Annotated in this window: 19 protein-coding genes; 6 read left to right on the top strand and 13 right to left on the bottom strand. The window is 63.6% G+C overall.

The features are described from left to right. Positions 1-69 precede the first annotated feature (69 nt). Positions 70-531 carry a MarR family winged helix-turn-helix transcriptional regulator gene (locus CXQ91_RS18100; protein ID WP_104175280.1) on the bottom strand — a complete coding sequence of 154 codons (462 nt, stop codon included), beginning with the start codon at positions 529-531 and terminating at the stop codon, positions 70-72. Between the two features lie 181 nt (positions 532-712). Then, on the bottom strand, positions 713-970 hold the full coding sequence (locus CXQ91_RS18095) for a hypothetical protein (RefSeq protein ID WP_104175279.1): 258 nt from the start codon (positions 968-970) through the stop codon (positions 713-715). A gap of 546 nt (positions 971-1516) precedes the next feature. Between CXQ91_RS18095 and CXQ91_RS18085 the strand changes: the two genes are divergently transcribed. Continuing rightward, a complete protein-coding gene (locus CXQ91_RS18085) occupies positions 1517-2701 on the top strand; it encodes a glutamate--cysteine ligase (protein ID WP_104175278.1) in 1185 nt (394 codons plus the stop codon). An 84-nt stretch (positions 2702-2785) separates the two neighbouring features. Here CXQ91_RS18085 and CXQ91_RS25380 read toward each other — a convergent pair whose 3' ends face one another. The 7 genes from CXQ91_RS25380 to CXQ91_RS18055 form a co-directional block, all read right to left on the bottom strand. Further along, positions 2786-2914 carry a hypothetical protein gene (locus CXQ91_RS25380; RefSeq protein ID WP_258074096.1) on the bottom strand — a complete coding sequence of 43 codons (129 nt, stop codon included), beginning with the start codon at positions 2912-2914 and terminating at the stop codon, positions 2786-2788. Further along, complete coding sequence (locus CXQ91_RS18080) at positions 2911-3648, bottom strand: aldo/keto reductase (RefSeq protein WP_258074095.1); 738 nt, start codon at positions 3646-3648, stop codon at positions 2911-2913. The genes CXQ91_RS25380 and CXQ91_RS18080 overlap by 4 nt, the downstream gene beginning before the upstream one ends. A gap of 3 nt (positions 3649-3651) precedes the next feature. Further along, positions 3652-4284 (bottom strand): SDR family NAD(P)-dependent oxidoreductase, encoded by a 633-nt coding sequence (locus CXQ91_RS18075; protein WP_258074094.1) that lies wholly within the window; start codon positions 4282-4284, stop codon positions 3652-3654. A gap of 143 nt (positions 4285-4427) precedes the next feature. Continuing rightward, positions 4428-5435, bottom strand: coding sequence for an MFS transporter (locus tag CXQ91_RS18070; protein ID WP_258074112.1), 1008 nt, complete (start codon positions 5433-5435; stop codon positions 4428-4430). Between the two features lie 48 nt (positions 5436-5483). Continuing rightward, the gene (locus CXQ91_RS18065) at positions 5484-5738 is read right to left on the bottom strand and encodes a hypothetical protein (RefSeq protein ID WP_104175276.1); all 255 of its coding nucleotides are present in this window, start codon (positions 5736-5738) and stop codon (positions 5484-5486) included. Positions 5739-5801: 63 nt separating this feature from the next. Then, positions 5802-6179 carry a hypothetical protein gene (locus CXQ91_RS18060; RefSeq protein WP_104175333.1) on the bottom strand — a complete coding sequence of 126 codons (378 nt, stop codon included), beginning with the start codon at positions 6177-6179 and terminating at the stop codon, positions 5802-5804. 138 nt (positions 6180-6317) lie between these two features. Further along, positions 6318-6743 (bottom strand): Hsp20/alpha crystallin family protein, encoded by a 426-nt coding sequence (locus tag CXQ91_RS18055; RefSeq protein ID WP_104175275.1) that lies wholly within the window; start codon positions 6741-6743, stop codon positions 6318-6320. Positions 6744-6879: 136 nt separating this feature from the next. On the opposite strand from CXQ91_RS18055, the gene CXQ91_RS18050 reads away from it, so the two are divergent. From CXQ91_RS18050 to CXQ91_RS18030, 3 genes are all read left to right on the top strand, one after another. Beyond that, a complete protein-coding gene (locus CXQ91_RS18050; RefSeq protein ID WP_104175274.1) occupies positions 6880-7179 on the top strand; it encodes a MerR family transcriptional regulator in 300 nt (99 codons plus the stop codon). A gap of 613 nt (positions 7180-7792) precedes the next feature. Then, complete coding sequence (locus tag CXQ91_RS24810) at positions 7793-7984, top strand: hypothetical protein (RefSeq protein WP_181038945.1); 192 nt, start codon at positions 7793-7795, stop codon at positions 7982-7984. Between the two features lie 248 nt (positions 7985-8232). Next, positions 8233-9654 carry an MFS transporter gene (locus CXQ91_RS18030; RefSeq protein WP_104175273.1) on the top strand — a complete coding sequence of 474 codons (1422 nt, stop codon included), beginning with the start codon at positions 8233-8235 and terminating at the stop codon, positions 9652-9654. A 53-nt stretch (positions 9655-9707) separates the two neighbouring features. Here the strand turns inward: CXQ91_RS18030 and CXQ91_RS18025 are convergent, their stop codons facing one another. The 4 genes from CXQ91_RS18025 to CXQ91_RS18010 form a co-directional block, all read right to left on the bottom strand. Continuing rightward, on the bottom strand, positions 9708-10445 hold the full coding sequence (locus CXQ91_RS18025; protein WP_104175272.1) for a fumarylacetoacetate hydrolase family protein: 738 nt from the start codon (positions 10443-10445) through the stop codon (positions 9708-9710). 373 nt (positions 10446-10818) lie between these two features. Beyond that, the gene (locus CXQ91_RS18020; protein WP_104175271.1) at positions 10819-11028 is read right to left on the bottom strand and encodes a hypothetical protein; all 210 of its coding nucleotides are present in this window, start codon (positions 11026-11028) and stop codon (positions 10819-10821) included. A gap of 28 nt (positions 11029-11056) precedes the next feature. Continuing rightward, entirely contained in the window at positions 11057-12079 is a 1023-nt protein-coding gene (locus CXQ91_RS18015) for a D-isomer specific 2-hydroxyacid dehydrogenase family protein (RefSeq protein ID WP_104175270.1), read from the bottom strand. Further along, positions 12080-13048, bottom strand: coding sequence for a cyclase family protein (locus CXQ91_RS18010; RefSeq protein WP_258074092.1), 969 nt, complete (start codon positions 13046-13048; stop codon positions 12080-12082). Between the two features lie 179 nt (positions 13049-13227). Between CXQ91_RS18010 and CXQ91_RS18005 the strand changes: the two genes are divergently transcribed. After that, the gene (locus CXQ91_RS18005) at positions 13228-14016 is read left to right on the top strand and encodes an IclR family transcriptional regulator (protein WP_219816544.1); all 789 of its coding nucleotides are present in this window, start codon (positions 13228-13230) and stop codon (positions 14014-14016) included. A gap of 186 nt (positions 14017-14202) precedes the next feature. Beyond that, complete coding sequence (locus CXQ91_RS18000) at positions 14203-15708, top strand: sugar ABC transporter ATP-binding protein (protein WP_104175269.1); 1506 nt, start codon at positions 14203-14205, stop codon at positions 15706-15708. The last annotated feature ends 4 nt before the right edge of the window (positions 15709-15712 follow it).

Raw genomic sequence — 15712 nt, 5'->3', positions numbered from 1 at the left:
CAACCCTACGGTGCTCGTCTCGAGCCCCACCATGGGAGCGGCGGTCAACGAATTCTTTCTTACCAGCGTCTAGCTTCCGGGATCCCTTGGTTCAGCGACATGGGTTGTCTCTTCCTCCCGGGCTGCGAGGCCGCGCACGATGGCCTGCAGTTCTGTACGCAGTGTGTCGGTGTCGACGTCCGCGTTTGCCAGGACTGAGCGCTCCAGGTCGCGTGCTTCTTCGCGTGCAGTGGTGCCGGCGACGGTGATGGACACGACTTGGCTGCGCCGGTCGGACTGGCTGCGCTGGCGAACGACGTAGCCGTAAGCCTCCAGGCGCATGAGGGTCTTGCCGATGGTCTGGGCCTGCACCCTGACGATCTGCGCAAGTGAAGCCTGGGTCATGGGGCCGTTAGCCGCCAAGACGTCCAGGGCGATCACCCCGGCATGGGTCAACCCGATATCGCCCAGCTTCTCGTTCCACGCGTGCTCGACGAGCCTCGCGGCGGTCGACAACAGGCGGCCTGTGGGCCAGATGCTGATATCAGGCATGGGCGCAGTATAGAACCCGGCGGGTCTGCATGGTGGTGCCTCTCGTGTGGTGCAGTCAAAGTAGACGTGAGGAGGCCTGTCGATGGGGAACCAGCGGGGCCTTCACACGCTCAACCGTACATCGGCGCGCTTTGATCAACCGATCGAATAGCTCCGCGAAGGGGTCTTGAGGGTTAGCGCATCAGACAAGGTCCGGCGCGCTGGCCAGAATGTAGTCCGTTGCCGCGGCTCCCGTCATGGCCAGATTGTTATTGCCGGGGTCTATCCGCTGTGCCCGCAGCGCCTCCCAGAGCTCGCGGGGAGGCTCGGGCTGGAGCAGGTTTATCAGGCACCAGCTGGTGTACAGCCCGTACAGCTCATCTGCGGTCAGTCCCGACTCGGATTCCCGATCCGTGGTCACCGCTTCCACGAGGAACCGTTCAAAGTGTGTCGAAGTCATATCAGTTCCTTTACGCCGTTCATATCAGGACGCCGCTGCTTCAGCGCAATTGACTCCGGTCCCATCCCGGTGATCACAACAAAATTAGTGAAAGACAGACCGTTCTGTCCACTCGGCGCTCAGATGCGCCCTTACTCCAAGTTCCGCGGACGGTCCTGCGGGTCGGTGTCGTCAGGTGTCGACAGGCGTGCCCTCCGGAGCCAACAGGACAGGGTCGTCGTCGTCATCCAGCGCAGTGAATCCATGATGGGCCAGGTCAAGAACGTTCATCGAGCGAACATACGTTGCTCCCATGAACATTCCGTGAACATACTGGCCGAGAACGCGGGGGAGGAGCCCCCAAGTTTCCCCGGCCTGCGTTGCCGCGGGCGAAGTTGGCGAGAGGTGTCGGCGTCGGACACCTGCAAACGCGGCTAGGTCCGCCTGGCGATTGGCCGCTTGGGATGGGTAAGCCTTTGGCCCGCATCGGAGGTCTCTGCGACAAAAGCTTTCGTGGACGTGGGAAGTTGGTCATTTGCTCGTGGTTTCGTGGGCCACACTTAGCACGTGCGTACTTTTGGTGTTGAGGAAGAATTTTTAATTGTTGATCCCCGCGATGGCGGTCCGCTGCCGATAGCAGGCGAGGTCCTACGCCTTCATGATTTGGGCCGTGCGGCTGAGGCTCCTCCCTCGTACCCGATGCTGGCTGTTGAGCTCCAGCAGGAACAACTCGAAGTAATCACGGGACCACACAGTCGCCTGGGCGGGCTGGTCGGCGAAATATGCGCCGGACGCTCCTACGCAGACGCGCTGGCCCGAAAAGCGGGCGCGAGGATCTCTGCCCTTGCCACGTCCCCGCTGCCGGTCACGCCCCGGTACACCCGCAACGACCGGTACGACGCCCTTCTGGCAAAGTTTGCGCTGACGGCACGGGAGCAGCTGACGTGCGGGTACCACGTCCATGTTTCCGTCGGATCGGACGAGGAAGGCGTCGCCGTCCTGGACCGGATCCGGTCCTGGCTTCCGTCGCTTATCGCATTGAGTTCGAATTCCCCGTTCTGGAACGGCGCTGACAGCGGCTACGCCAGTTTCCGCACGCAGGCCTGGAATCGGTGGTCGACGGCGGGTCCGACGGACGTGTTCGGCTCTGCTGATGCGTACCACTCACTGGTGGAGCGCCTGTCGGGCACCGGGGTCGTCGCCAGCCCGGATTTTGACGCCCGGCTGTCTGCCCGGCACCCAACAGTGGAGATCCGTGTGTCCGATGTGTGCCTTGATGTCCGGGACGCAGCCCTCATCGCGGCTCTGGTTCGGGCATTGGTGGAGACCGCGGCCAGGGAATGGGAGGCCGGACAGCCGGCGGACATGGTTCCCGCAGCGATCCTGCGACAGGGAGCCTGGCTGGCAAGCCGGTTCGGTATCGACGGGAACCTGCTCCACCCGATAGCTCACAAACCGGACACCGCAAGAAATGTTGTCACCACACTCTATGACCACGTCAGGGACGCCCTCGACGAGGCTGGGGACACGGCCTACGTGGAGGAGTCCCTGCACCGAATCCTCAATCAGGGCACCGGCGCCACGCGGCAGCGGCAGGCTTACAAACGCAGCGGCAGCCTCGCAGATGTGGTTGCCCACGCCACCGGCGTCACCCACGATGAAACCGACAATCAGCACGTTCGCGGGGAACGGTTCTTCAGAGAAGCAGAGAACGCCGGCCGACGTTCCGACTTGGTGGCCCTCTCGCACTGATACGTCCTGTACGGACCTTCTGGACCGGGCCGGACGCCAAGCACCAGTACTGGTTGCCTCCGGGGACCGATGCAGCTGTCCCGTTCAGTATCCGGTGGGCAACCGCAGGGTGTAGGGCTCTTCGAGCTGGCGTGCCTGCTCGTCGGTAAGTTGGATCTCGAGGGCGGCGGCCGCGTCGCTCAGGTGGTGGGTCTTGGTCGATGGGCTGGTCATCGTCGCTGAAGAAGCGGCGCTTGTACGGGGTCGGTGTCGGCGCGTTTGGTGTGTTCGCCCCACGGCCTGGTCAGCCGTCCCTTGGCGAGCGGACTCCAGGGGATGCTGCCGATGGCTTGGTCGGCCAGGATCGGGAACATTTCGTGTTCCTCTTCGCGCTGCATGAGGTTGTACTGGTTTTGCATGGAGACGAACCTGGTCCAGCCGTGCAGGTCGGCGGCGTGCTGCATCTTCGCGAACTGCCACGCCCACATGGACGAGGCCCCGATGTAGCGTGCCTTGCCGGCCTTGACGACGTCGTGGAGGGCCTCCATCGTTTCTTCGATCGGCACTTCAGGATCGAAACGGTGGATCTGGTAGAGGTCCACGTAGTCGGTGCCGAGGCGGGACAAAGACTCGTCGATTTGTTCCATGATGGCTCTGCGGGACAGACCGGATCCGCCAGGGCCGTCGTGCATCTTGAAGTGCACCTTGGTGGCGAGCACGATGTCTTCACGGCGGGTGTATTTCCTGATGGCGCGTCCGACGATTTCTTCCGAACTTCCGAAGCCATAGACGTTGGCGGTGTCCCAGAAGGTTATGCCGAGATCGACGGCCTGCCGGAAGATCGGCTCGGCTTCGTCGTCGCCGAATGCCCATCCGCTGAAGCCTTGGGACGTGTCGCCGAAACTCCTGCAGCCCAGGGCGATGCGGCTGACTTTCAGGCCGGACTGGCCCAGGCGTGTGTACTCCATATCTCAGCCCTCGATCCCTGTGCTGAGGCTGAGGTCCCGCCATTGCTCCAGCTCCGCGCGCTGCGCCTCAGCGACGGCGGCGAACGCTTCAAACGCGTCCTGCCCGAGCACCAAGAGCGACGGCGGGTTCGGACTTTCGACGACCGCCAGGATGGCTTCGGCGGCCTTCGCCGGGTCGCCCGGCTGGGTGCCGTGCATCGTGTCGTTCTCCTTGCGCCGTTTCCCGGCCGTCTCCGCGTAGTCCCCGATCGGCGTCGCCGACTGGGTCAGTGAGCGCCCGGCGAAGTCCGTGCGGAACGCGCCCGGCTCGATGACGGTGACGTTGATCCCCAGCGGCTGCAGCTCCTTGTGGAGGGATCCGGACAGGCCCTCTAGGGCCGCCTTGGTGGCCGAGTAGTAGCCGGAGCCGGCCGGTGAGATGCGTGCTCCGATGGAGGAGATGTTCAGGATGGACCCTGACCTGTTCGCACGCATGCCCGGGAGGACTGCCTTGATCATGTCAACCGCGCCGAAAACGTTTGTGTCGAACACTTGCCGGATGTCGGCGTCGTCCGCTTCCTCAACCGCACTGCGGTAACCGTAGCCGGCATTGTTGACCAGCACGTCGGTTGGGTCCTGCCGGACCGGGTCGGGCACACATTCTCCACCCGCACATCGCCGGCGCCATACATGAAAGTTGCTCGCATCCGTATGCCTCTCCGTTTTTCGGTTGGTAGATGGAAGAGGTTCCAACTCCACTGATCAGGAGACAGCAGAACCGTTCAGGTGAACAGGTACTGTCAGGGCATCGTTCGGGAGTTGCGGCGTTCGGCGGGAACGATGAGCACCAGGACAATGAGCAGTGCGGCTGCCAGCATGAACGATCCGCCGGTATAGGCCACGGCGACGGTCCCGGCGAGTGAACCCGCGTTGGCTGAGACCGCGACCAGGACACCGACGCCGAGGGCGCTCCCGATCTGGTGTGAGGTGTTGACCAGTCCGGAGGCGGCTCCGACGTCCTTGGCGCTGGCGCCTGCGATGCCGGCAGAAGTGAGCGGGGCGAAGGCGAGGCCCTGGCCGACGCCGATCAGCACCATTGGGAGCGCGACACCGGTGAGGTACGGGGTATCGGCGGTGATGGTGCTGAGCCAAGTCATGCCGGTCAGGGTCAAAGCGAGCCCTGCGGCCAGCAGGGATGCGTTGCCGAAGCGGTGCGTGAGTCGCGGAACCGCCAGTGCGACGAAGAAGTTCACTACCGTCATGGGGAAGAAGGCGACGCCGGCCTGAAGGGGGTTGTAACCGTAGACGCCCTGCAGGAACTGCGTGGTGAAAAAGAAGAAACCGATCATAGTGCCGGCAAAGAGTAGCCGTGCAGCGTAGGCGCCGGCCCGTTCCCGGCTGGCGAACAGATGCAACGGCATGATGGGCTGCTTCGCTTTCCGTTCGTTGATCACCAGCACGGTAAGCAGCACCGCGGCTGCGGCAAGGGCCATGATCGTTTCCGGAGCGGCCCAGCCGGCATCGGTGGAGTTGACGATGCCGAATACAAGGGCCCCCATGCCCAGCGTCGAGCAAAGGGCTCCGAGGACGTCGAAGCGGCCCATGGCACGCGGGGACTCCGGGATGACCCGTACGGCCGCGATGATCATGGCGGCGCCGATAGGCACGTTGACAAAGAAGCCGGCCCGCCACGAGACCCATTCGGCCAGGGCGCCGCCGACAACCAGCCCAAAGCTGGCACCGATCCCGGCAACAGCGCCGTAGGCTGCAACGGCGCGGGTCCGTTCCCGGCCCGCGGCGAACGTCAGGAAGCCTTCGGCTGACTGGCCTGTAATGATCGCGGGTCCGGCGTCCGTTCACCATTGACCGGTGCTGGCGAGGATGTAGTCGGTGGCGGCGGGCCCGATCATGGTCAAGTGGTTGTGCTTGGGGTTGATGCGGTGTTGTTTGAGGGCCGCCCAGAGCGAGCGGGCCGGCTCTGGCGTGGCCTGATTTAGCAGGCACCAGCTGGTGTAGAGGCCGTATAGTTCGTCTTTGCCCAGTCCGGCATCCGTCTCCCGCTCCGTGATGAGGGATTCGCGGAGGAACCGGTCAAAGTGGGTTGCGGTCATGTCAGTTCCTTTCCTGCCTGTCATCGGATGGCCCGGATGCGGGGCCAAGTTGAAATCCCGCCCTCAGGGCTGGGGGCCGTAGATAAAGTCCTTCGCATGGCTGACGGCTTTTCTGAAGGCGTCATTGCGGAGGGAAATTTGCTCTTGAGTGCTTGCCTGCCCGTTTTCGGTGTAAGCGGTGAGCCCGGGCCGCAGCACCCAGATGTCCCCGTCCGGAGGGAGGTAGAAGACCCCGAAGGAACGGTGACGCGGGTCCTCGGTCCATATGGGGACTACGGCGAGGGCCGCACCGGTGTCCGGGTTGATCCATTGGGCACGCGGCAGGGGTTGCTCGTGCACTTCGGGGTCAAGGAACGGTGCAGTACCTTTTCCCCAGCGTTGTTCGAACCGTTCGTAAAATGCCGGCAACAGCTGGCTGTCGTACGGGCGCCAGGCGCTCATGATGGACTCCTTCCCGGATAGGGCGGCTGCGTGGGGGAGCGGGGCCGGCCACTGTGGATGCTCAAGCTGTCCGTGCCGCTGCGGGATGGTCCCCGATCTGCGAAGGGCCGGGGCCATCCCTGTGCGAGGCGTCTCCGGTCAGGCGTTGATTTCCTGGCGCTGGTTCTTGCTTGTTTCGATCTCGATCCGGCGGGGTTTTGCTTTTTCGGCCATCGGGATCCGCAGCGTCAGCACTCCGGCGTCGTAACCGGCTTTCACGGCGTCGGCGTTGAGGGCGTCGCCGAGGATGAGCTGGCGGCTAAAGACGCCGCGGGGACGCTCTGCGGCAATGAGCTCCGTGTTCTCGCCCGTCGGGCTTTTGCGTTCGGCCCTGACGGTCAGGACATTACGTTCGACGTCGATGTCCACCGAATCGACGTCCACTCCGGGTAGGTCGAAAGCAACAACGAATTCTTCCCCTTCCTGCCAGGCGTCCATGGGCATCGCGGCCGGCCTGGCCGTTGTGCCGAGGACCTGCTGGGTGAGCCGGTCGAGCTCACGGAACGGGTCGGTTCGCATCAGCATGTCTTCCTCACTCCTTACAGATCGTGTTTGACTCATTTTTCACCAGCCAGATTATCTATCGTGGTTGGGATAGATTTTTTATAGCACCCGTGTGAGACTGCTGCAAGAGGGTATTTTGGGTTTCAAGGAGGGGTCGATGGTGCAGGACAGCGGCAGGGTCACGGGGGTTTATGCCATTTCCGTGGCGGCTGAACTGGTGGGGATGGGGCAGCAGAACCTGCGCCTGTACGAGCGCAAAGGGCTGCTGGAACCGGGGCGGACCGTTGGCGGGACCCGCCTGTACAGTGAACAGGACCTGGCGACACTACGCCGAATCAGCGCGCTCCTCCAGGACGGGCTAAACCTTGCCGGCGTCCGGGCAGTCCTCGAGCTGGAATCCGCCAACCGGCACCTGGAACATGAACTCGCCGCGGCCAAGGCACGGAGCAAGCGCTGACCCTGGGCGGGCCGTGAACGCCCCCGCCGGTCAGCGGCAGCAGGGAGCCGGGGGATGAAGCCAAGTGGCCTGTTGGGACCTTCTCGCCGGCCCGTCTTAGATCCGCTTTTGCCTTGTCGCCCTGCCCCTCGGCTTTCTCTGGCTGAGTGCCACAGCCGATCCGCCGCGGCTGACTGGATCTTCGTAAGCCGGACCTGGCTGCTGTCCATTCTCGGCGCTGTCATCGTGCTGGGAATTTTCGGCGCCGTCACGCGCAGGAGCCGGGTCTGACCCTGGCAACGCTGCCGGGCTCCGCGATCGCATCGACGGTTTCCCCTCGCAGTGAGGAAATCACCCGCAGCGGCCACTTCCCCATGTACCCCAACGCCCCGGAGATGTGGAAAAGAATCGCAGCCTTCCAGCGCCAGACAGCCACGGCACTGGAACCACGGCCAGCAGCCCCAGTCCAGCCATAAGTATCGGCCCACAATGACGTGCAGCCCGAACCTTCCGGAGAAACCAAATGCATCCCCACAGACAGCCTGAGTGCATACCGAGACACCGCCGGCGGACTGTCCGTTGGAATGCCCGCCTTTCGCCGGCCACCTGCCCAGGGTGAATCAGTAACTTTCCGGTGAGGCCCAGCCGCCGCTGCCTTTCGGCATCACGTGCCACAGCAGCCGGATCGAACGGCGCACTGCTGGTCGCAAACGTCCCTGAGGACCAGCGCGCCAGCACTTACAAGGCACTGCTCATGTGGGGTTTCGCCCTGATCCTGGTGGCACCGCTGTCCAGCTGGGCTCTGTTCGTCCTGATCCCCTGGTGAGGGGCAACAGCAATGACGACGGCGGGAGGCCCCGCCGTCGTCCGGCTATGGCGCGGTCGCCTTGGGCCCGGAGCGCAATGGGGCTGGACGGTCTTCGGACTGAGTATGTTCAGGGTATTGACTTGGTTCGGTACGGTGTTAGATTTCCGCTAGCGGGCACCGCCCGCGTGGGGGCCGACGCCCCGAGCCAACGGTGGCTTTCACTGCACAGCCGCTGCCCCGGGGCCGTACAACGGAGGCACGTCACTATGAGTTCCGGCGCCGGACCACACGTCGGCAGGGGTTCCACCGATCCCGAGTATGCAGCCAACCTTCGCCGGGCCACCTTCGCCTCGAGCGTGGGCAGCGCCCTGGAGTACTACGACTTTGCTCTTTACGGGCTGGCGTCAGCCCTGATCTTCAGCAAGGTCTTCTTTTCCAACCTTGACCCCGCCACCGGCACCGTGGCCAGTTTCGCCACGTTCGGTGTGGCCTTTGTGGCGAGGCCACTGGGCGGCCTTTTCTTCGGCACTGTTGGCGACCGGCTTGGCCGGAAATGGGTTCTGGTGGCCACCATCCTGCTCATGGGCGGTGCCTCCACGCTGGTCGGCGCGCTGCCGACGTATGACCAGGCCGGCATTCTGGCTCCGGCGTTATTGGTCCTCATGCGCCTTCTCCAAGGCTTCGGCGCGGGGGCGGAGCAGGCCGGTGCCACAGTGCTGATGGCCGAATACGCGCCGGTCCGGCGCCGGGGCTTCTTTGCCGCCTTGCCGTTTATCGGCATCCAGGCCGGTACCCTGCTGGCCGCCGGCGTGTTCATCTACCTGGGCACACTGCCGAGCGAAGTGCTGCTGTCCGGGGTGTGGCGGATTCCGTTCCTGGCCTCGATCCTGCTGATCGCGATCGCCCTTTTCATCAGGCTCCGTCTGAGGGAAAGCCCCACCTTCATCGTGCTCGAAGAGCAGGACCAGATTGCCCAGAGTCCTCTGCGCGAGGTCTTCAGCCGGTCTCTCCCCAACGTGTTCCGCGGCATCGGCCTCCGCATGGCCGAGAACGGCGGTTCCTACCTCTTCAATACGCTGGCCGTCAGCTTTGTTGTCACAACTGTTGGCGTCGGCGCCTGGATCGGTCCGCTGGCCGTTGCGGTCGGATCACTCGTCGGCATGGTCTCGGTCCCGTGGGCCGGTGCGTTGTCGGACCGCTTCGGGCGGATCCCTGTCTACCGCTTCGGAGCCGGCGTCCTGTTGGTGCTTGCTTACCCCGGCTGGTGGCTGCTCTCTCTGGGGAACCCCATCGTCATTATCCTCGTGATCGCCGTTGCCATCGGCTTCGGGGTGAATACGATGCTGGGTTCGCAGTGCGCCCTCTTGCCCGAACTTTTCGGCAACCGCCACCGCTACATTGGTGTGGCCACGGCCCGGGAGTTCAGCGCGGTGCTCGCGGGCGGGCTCGCCCCGGTGGCCGGTGCGTGGTTGATCAGCATAAGTAGCGGAGCCTGGTGGCCGGTGGCCACCTATGTGTTTGCGCTGTCCGTTATCACCTTCATCACAACGTTTCTGGTGCCGGAAACCCGTGGCCGCGACCTGACATTGATCGAGGACGCCTCACGGGACACCGACGAGCAGGTCAGCCTCCGGCCGACGGCGACCAGCCCGCGCAGACGGGATCGCGGGACCGGACAATTGGCCTAGTCTGCAGCCGCCGTGCCCAACCCCACAGTGTGTACCGCTCCCGGATGGCGCTACTAGACAATTGCGTTCGTGAGGGTTCCGATTCCGCCGAGGACAACGTCGACACGATCACCGGGCTGCACGGCAACTGCTGTCCCGGGAGCCCCTGTCATCACGACATCCCCCGGTTCAAGCGTCAACCAGGACGTGACGTAGACAAGGCACTCCGACACGGATGAGGGCAGGTTGAAGGAACCTGATTTCGCCCTGACCTCGCCGTTGACGAACACGTCGATCCCCACGAGGTCGGGGTCCGGGATCTCCGTTTCAATCCATGGGCCCAGAGGTGTGTAGTTGGTGCCGGCCTTGCCTTGGAAATTCCGCTCGTCCACGGCGCCCTGGTCCACGTTGGTGACGTCGTTGACGCAGGTAAAGCCGAGGACGTGCTCCAGGGCGTTCCCGGCTGTCAGTTCCGTCGCACTTTTTCCGATTACGACGGCGAGCTCGCCTTCGACGTTGACGGTACCGCGCCCGCGGGCCGCCGATACCTGATCCCCCGGGGCGGCTACCGTGTGAACAGACTTGTGCCACGCCTGGATCGGCAGGGGATGACTGTTGAGCGTGCGGTTGTGAGCAATGCCGAGCACCACCGCGGGCCGGACGGGAGCGAGGAAGACCGCTTCGGCGTCGGGGGTTGTGTCCCCGGTATAGGTGAGCGGTTCCACGAACGGGTCAATAATGTGATCCCAGCTACCGTTCCGCTCCACCGCATGTTGCGGACCTGCGGCAGTCTGTAGTCTTGCAATGCGCATTGCGCTCCTTGGTGGTGGTTGTGCATCTGGTCGGGCGGCCGTGGCGGCCGTGGTGCTATTGCAAATACTTGAAAACGCTCCAGGGAGACTGGGCTACGAAGTCGCAATTGCGGCTGTGCCTAGCTCCGAAGCTGGGGCGGCGGTCGTTGGATTCAGCCCGGAAGAATGCAGGCTCCCCGCAACCCAAACAACTGAGGCGCTGGCGGCGGGGGCTCCGCCACGCTTCCTCCCTCGCTGCGAATTCCGAGGCATCCCAATCCCTGCCGTCAATTTCACTCATGGCGCGTTTCACTGTCTGGATTCCTTCACAAAAGTCGGTGCCCCTCCGCGGCCCTGCCGGCGACACCGTACGAACGTGGCCGTGAGCCGGTAGTCAGGATTTCTCGTACGTGTAGCCGAAGGGAACGTCGTGGCTCAGTTCGAGGGTGAACCGCCCGGGCGCGAGCTTCGTAACGAGAATTCCCGCGGTCCCGTGCGTGGAGGCCTTCGCCTGGAGGTCCCGGATCCCGGAATTCAGGGCCTGATCCAACTCGCGGGCGTGTCGAACAAAAATTTCAGTTTTCTCGAGTGTCGTCTCAGTCATGGTGTCGCTTTCTGCTTGGGGAGGGGATTTAGCCGGCTCTGAGGCCGAGCCGGTCATTGAATGCAGCCGTTTCGAGCACTTCCCGATTGATCACGAAGTCGGGGGTGCGGCCGTTGGCCACGGCTACGATGGCGCGCACGCAGCTGCTGCCGTTGCCGAGCGACATTTCATCGGTCCAGGAGAGGCAGTGCGGGGACAGCGTTACGTTGTCCATACCGACAAGTTCGTTGGTTACGGGTTCCGTTTCAAACACGTCCAGCCCGGCTGCCGCGATGCTTCCGCTGGCCAGGGCCGAAATAAGATCCGGTTCATTGATGATCGGGCCGCGTGCCATGTTGATGACCACTGCAGTGGATTTCATCCGGTCCAGGATTGCGGCGTTGACAATGTGGTGGGTCTGCTCGGTCAGCACTGCCATCACAATGAGGGCGTCGCAACTGGACGCAACATCCTCCAGCTCCATCAGTTCCACACCCAGGTCGCTGGCGCGCTCGGGCGGACAGAAGGGATCGTAGCCCACGCACCGGACGCCGAAGGGCTGCAGCAAGCGGATCAGCTCGCCCCCGGTGTTTCCGACGCCGAGCAGGCCAATGGTCTTCCCGGTCAGGCCGGTGCCCATGAATCGTTCGCGGAGGTCCCAGGACTTTTCACGGACCAGGCGGTCCTTCATCACGGTGTTGTGCAGTACGGACAGGAGCATGGACAAGGTGGCTGTGGCGACCGGGCCGCGGGCGCCGTCGGGAGTGATAGTAGCTACCGTTCCCGCACGGGTGCAGGCCTTGAGGTCCACTGCGTCGAACCCGACACCGAACCGGGCCAGAATGAGCGGCGGATTCTCCACCCCTGCAAAGGACGCTGCCGTGACGGCGGGGGCGGCGTAGAGGATGGCGTCGTAGCGTTCCATTTGCGCGGGAGTGAGGACCTCGGCCCCTTCCTCCATGTACTCCCACTTCAGACCCGCGTCGTCGAGTCCGGCAAGTCCGATGTCGCCCCACACGTTGTTTCCGGCGGAGTCCAGGAAATCGGAGGAGATGCCTACTGTGAATGTCATTTAGAAGACCGCCAAGGGGTTTACGGGCGAACCAGTGCCGCGGGGGATGTTGAGGGGAGCAACCACGAACATGAACCGGTACCGGTCCTCCTCGGCGCAGGCGGCGCCAAGATCCTCGAGGTCCAGGTTGTCAAGAAGGGGCAGGCCCATCGCAGTGATCGCCAGGATGTGGATGGGCGAGTGGATGCCGGGAGTGGGGGAGGGGCGAACGTCGGAATCGCCGTCGCCACCCAGAAGGACGATTCCACGTTCTGCCAGCAGCGGCATGCAGTCAACGTGCAGCCCGGCGCTCAGGTTCGAAGAGTCCCAGATCCCGAGTTCGCGGGCGCGGCGGAAGTGGCCGGTGCGGACCAGAACGGCGTCGCCCTGCCTGATGTCCAAGCCGAGACGCGCTTCCGCGGCCAGGATGTCCTCGGCGTGGATGGCTGTTCCCGGTTCGAGCCACGGCACGTCGAAGAGGACCGTGAAGTCGAGCAGTACGGCAGGTGCCACCAGCGCGCCGAGCGCGCTGACGGACCCAAAGTCGGCGCCGGTTGCGGTCACAACGTCTTTTGAGGTCTGTCCCTCATACAGGAGTCCCTTGTAGGCAATATGGCTAAGGGCATCCAGGTGGCTGACGGCTTTCCCGTGGTAGTCGACACCGATGAAGTCCTTGTTACAGGACGGTTCCGGGGCTTCGCGGACCCCAAGGTCCGTCATGTAGTGCAGGGCTGGGTTGGTGTTGGACGGTCCGCTCACGGTGTTCCATGGCAGCGCAGTCTGCACGACGCGTCCGCTGCTGACGAGGGAGGCCGCATCCACCACCCTTGCGGGGGTCACGGTCTGCCAGGCTCCGGCGGAGGGGTTGCCGTAACGGCCCCAGGTTTTGACCTGTTCGAATACCTCCTCGAAGCGGTCCTGCAGGACACTGAAGCCTGGATCGGTTGGGGCTGGATAGAGTGAGCTTGCCCTGATGTCTTCCGCGCACACGGTTTACTCCTTGAAATTTTGGGGACCGCCCTGGAATCCCGGGTCGGCAACTTCGCGACGGAGGACCGGGCGGACATGAGAAGCCACCGGTCCTGAACGGGAACGAGGAGGGGTGACTCGGTAATGATAAGCCAATATACTGGTCGAAAGTCAATATCTTGGATAAGGGGAGGAAAGAAATGACGACAGAAGCACTCTCGGGCGCTCAGAGCTCCGTTCCGGCCATCACTAGGGCGATGGCCATTCTCGACCTGGTCGCGGCCGCTGGCCAGGCCGGCATCAGCGTGCCCGAAATTGCGAAGTCGATGGAGTTGGCCAAATCTTCCACGGCCAACATCTGCGCGGCGCTGGAGGGTGAAGGCATGCTCCGTCGCTCCGATGGCCGGCTGATACTGGGGCGGCGGATCCTGTCGCTTGCCGGCGATTACCTCCGCTCAGCCGACCAGCTCTCCGAGTTCTACGCCTTGTGCCGCCGCTCCCGCCTGATCTCCCGAGAAGCGGCCCGACTGGCGCTACTGGATGGAACCGATGTCCTCTACCTGGCACGCTATGAGGGAACCAACCCGATCAGGCTCACCGCCAACATCGGGGACCGCTTCCCAGCCCACGTGACCGCTACCGGCAAGGCCGTCCTCTCCACATTGCCCGACGCCGTCGTGGAGGACCGGTACCGCGGCAAGGCCTTTGTGCCCTTCACGTCGCGCTCACTGACCAGCATCTCCGAGCTCATGTCCGACCTCCAGAAGTCGCGCCACCGCGGTTACTTCATGGATGACGAAGAGACCAACATTGGAGTGGTGTGCTTCGCGGTCCCCGTGGTGGACATCCCGGGCGAACCCGCCCAGTTTGCCATCAGCGCCACGCTGCTGAAGGCGCGTGCCGATGAGCTGAACCATGAGGAAGTCGTGGAGGAACTCCAGCAAATCGCCCGTGCCCTCGCCAATCCGCTGAGTGCGCATTCCCTCTAGCCTCCAACAAACAGGGCCACCTTTAGGGGTGGCCCTGTTTGTTTTAAGACGCGGATTGCCGCGGACAGAGACCCGGCACGCAATTCGCTATTGACCAACATATTGTTCGTAGTACAAGATATTGGTCAAACAGGTCATTGGTGACCACCCAGAATTTAGGCAGCACTGGGGCTGCAAGGAGCGAACATGGGACTCACCCCTCCCGCGATGCCGCTGATTCACATCGAAGAATTATCCAAACGCTTTGGCGTTAACGCGGCGCTACAGGACGTCAACCTCACGCTGGAAGCCGGCAGCATCCATGCGTTGCTCGGCCAGAACGGCGCCGGCAAGTCCACACTGATCAAGATCCTGTCCGGACTCTACACACCCACTAGCGGCCGCATCACAGTCGGCGGGCACCCGCTGGGATCTGCGGAAGCCAGCGCGAACATGGCGTTCATCCACCAGGACCTCGGCCTGGTGGACTCCATGACCATCGCGGAGAACATTGCGCTGAGCACAGGTTTTGGCCGCTCTGGCGGATTCATCTCCTGGCGCCAGGTCCGCGATGACGCCGCCCAGGCGCTTCAGACGGTGGCCTCCCACCTCGAACCCGACCGGTACGTTTCGGAATTGACCCGGGCGGACAAGTCGCTGGTGGCCATCGCCCGGGCACTGGCCTCGAACGCTTCGGTGATCGTCCTCGACGAGCCGACGGCAAGCCTTCCCGCAGCTGATTCCCGCAGGCTCTTCGACGTGCTGGAAAAGCTGCGGAGCCAAGGGCATGGGCTGCTGTACGTGAGCCACCGCCTCGATGAAGTCTTTGCCATCTCGGACACCGTGACGGTATTGAGGGACGGCCGGCTCATCCACAGCGGTCCTATCGCCCAGAAATCCCCGCGCGAGCTGGTGGTGGACATCGTGGGCCACAAACCCGTCAGTTACAGCTCCGGCGGCGGCGTCCAAAAAGACGTGCAGCGTTTGGAAGTCAATGAGCTCACCACCTCGCAGACTAGAGCCGTCTCCTTTTCCGTCCACGCGGGCGAGGTGGTGGGAATGGTCGGGCTCACCGGCGCCGGGCACATGGAACTCGGGAGGGCCCTGGCCGGAGCGCGCAGGATCACTTCGGGCAACGTCCTGCTCGATGCGAAGAACTATTACCCCCGGACGCCGTCGGAAGCTGTCGACTCAGGCGTCGGTTTCGTCACCAGCAACAGGATGGAGGAGGGCTGCGCCCCCGAGTTGACGCTCCGGGAGAACTTCCATCCGAATCCCGGCATCCGAACCAAAAACCCCTTCGCCTGGATCAGCCCGCGGGCCGAACGGAAGCTCGCCGGGGACCTCGTGGAGCGGTACGGCGTCAGGCCCCCGCTGACCGAAGTGGCCATTGCCACGCTCTCCGGCGGCAATCAGCAGAAGATCATGATCGGCCGCTGGCTCAGTACGCGCCGGAAGCTCATCATCCTGGAGGAACCCACCGCGGGAGTGGACGTCGGCGCCAAGGCGGACATCTACACGCTGCTGGAAGAGTCCCTAGCGGATGGCCTCGCCGTCCTGATGATCTCAACCGACTTCGAGGAAGTTGCCAACGTCTGCCACCGGGCACTCGTTTTTGTCCAGGGAACCGTCACCGCGGAATTGTCCGGCGCTGACCTGTCCATCGCAAACCTAACGGCGGCCGCCTCCGGTGCTGCTCTCACTTCGGAGTAATCCT

Origin of the sequence: Arthrobacter sp. Y81 (assembly GCF_002929335.1) — a bacterium.
GTDB lineage: Bacteria > Actinomycetota > Actinomycetes > Actinomycetales > Micrococcaceae > Arthrobacter.
Note: the sequence above shows the minus strand (reverse complement) of the source record. Positions and strands in the feature narration are given on the sequence as shown.

Excerpts from the sequence above, each read along its gene's own strand:
- CXQ91_RS18100 (WP_104175280.1), bottom strand. The coding sequence starts at position 531 with ATGCCTGATATCAGCATCTGGCCCACAGGCCGCCTGTTGTCGACCGCC.
- CXQ91_RS18095 (WP_104175279.1), bottom strand. The coding sequence starts at position 970 with ATGACTTCGACACACTTTGAACGGTTCCTCGTGGAAGCGGTGACCACG.
- CXQ91_RS25380 (WP_258074096.1), bottom strand. The coding sequence starts at position 2,914 with ATGACCAGCCCATCGACCAAGACCCACCACCTGAGCGACGCGGCCGCC.
- CXQ91_RS18080 (WP_258074095.1), bottom strand. The coding sequence starts at position 3,648 with ATGGAGTACACACGCCTGGGCCAGTCCGGCCTGAAAGTCAGCCGCATC.
- CXQ91_RS18065 (WP_104175276.1), bottom strand. The coding sequence starts at position 5,738 with ATGACCGCAACCCACTTTGACCGGTTCCTCCGCGAATCCCTCATCACG.
- CXQ91_RS18060 (WP_104175333.1), bottom strand. The coding sequence starts at position 6,179 with ATGAGCGCCTGGCGCCCGTACGACAGCCAGCTGTTGCCGGCATTTTAC.
- CXQ91_RS18055 (WP_104175275.1), bottom strand. The coding sequence starts at position 6,743 with ATGCTGATGCGAACCGACCCGTTCCGTGAGCTCGACCGGCTCACCCAG.
- CXQ91_RS18050 (WP_104175274.1), top strand. The coding sequence starts at position 6,880 with ATGGTGCAGGACAGCGGCAGGGTCACGGGGGTTTATGCCATTTCCGTG.
- CXQ91_RS18030 (WP_104175273.1), top strand. The coding sequence starts at position 8,233 with ATGAGTTCCGGCGCCGGACCACACGTCGGCAGGGGTTCCACCGATCCC.
- CXQ91_RS18025 (WP_104175272.1), bottom strand. The coding sequence starts at position 10,445 with ATGCGCATTGCAAGACTACAGACTGCCGCAGGTCCGCAACATGCGGTG.
- CXQ91_RS18020 (WP_104175271.1), bottom strand. The coding sequence starts at position 11,028 with ATGACTGAGACGACACTCGAGAAAACTGAAATTTTTGTTCGACACGCC.
- CXQ91_RS18015 (WP_104175270.1), bottom strand. The coding sequence starts at position 12,079 with ATGACATTCACAGTAGGCATCTCCTCCGATTTCCTGGACTCCGCCGGA.
- CXQ91_RS18005 (WP_219816544.1), top strand. The coding sequence starts at position 13,228 with ATGACGACAGAAGCACTCTCGGGCGCTCAGAGCTCCGTTCCGGCCATC.
- CXQ91_RS18000 (WP_104175269.1), top strand. The coding sequence starts at position 14,203 with ATGGGACTCACCCCTCCCGCGATGCCGCTGATTCACATCGAAGAATTA.